A 691-nucleotide genomic window follows, 5' to 3' on the forward strand; every position below is an offset into this window, starting at 1 on the left:
TTTGAAGAGGAACCCCGCGCATGCGCGTCAATTTGCCCGTGACCCCCGATGAATACGACTTTCCGGCCGGCAGCATGCTGGTCTCCACCACCGACACCCAGGGCGCCATCACGCACTGCAACGCGGCTTTCGTGGACGCCAGCGGCTATGGGCACGATGAACTCATTGGCCAGCCGCACAACCTGATCCGCCACCCCGACATGCCGGTGCAGGCGTTCAAGGACATGTGGGCCACCATCGGCCGCGGCCAGCCCTGGTCGGGGCTGGTCAAGAACCGGCGCAAGGACGGCGGCTTTTACTGGGTGCAGGCCAACGTCACGCCCATCCTGGAGGGCGGCAAACCGCGCGGCTACATGTCGGTGCGCACCAAGCCGGCGCGCGAACAGGTGCGCCAGGCCGAGGCCCTGTATGCGCAGTTGCGCAGCGACCATGCACAGCAGCGCACAGGCCTGCGCTTGCGGCAGGGGCGGGTGTTGNCGGCGGCTTTTACTGGGTGCAGGCCAACGTCACGCCCATCCTGGAGGGCGGCAAACCGCGCGGCTACATGTCGGTGCGCACCAAGCCGGCGCGCGAACAGGTGCGCCAGGCCGAGGCCCTGTATGCGCAGTTGCGCAGCGACCATGCACAGCAGCGCACAGGCCTGCGCTTGCGGCAGGGGCGGGTGTTGTACCCGGGGTTGCGCGGCGCCGTG

The 691-nt window shown here is 68.3% G+C and carries 1 protein-coding gene and 1 pseudogene; one reads left to right on the top strand and one right to left on the bottom strand.

The annotated features are described in order from the left end of the window. Positions 1-431 (bottom strand): hypothetical protein (locus tag QZH66_RS17670; RefSeq protein ID WP_305807128.1); only part of this gene is annotated, 431 nt, incomplete at its 3' end. 62 nt (positions 432-493) lie between these two features. On the opposite strand from QZH66_RS17670, the pseudogene QZH66_RS17675 reads away from it, so the two are divergent. Beyond that, a pseudogene (locus tag QZH66_RS17675) lies at positions 494-691 on the top strand (hypothetical protein); the annotation flags it as partial.

It is taken from the genome of Stenotrophomonas sp. YIM B06876 (assembly GCF_030711595.1).
Lineage (GTDB): Bacteria > Pseudomonadota > Gammaproteobacteria > Xanthomonadales > Xanthomonadaceae > Stenotrophomonas.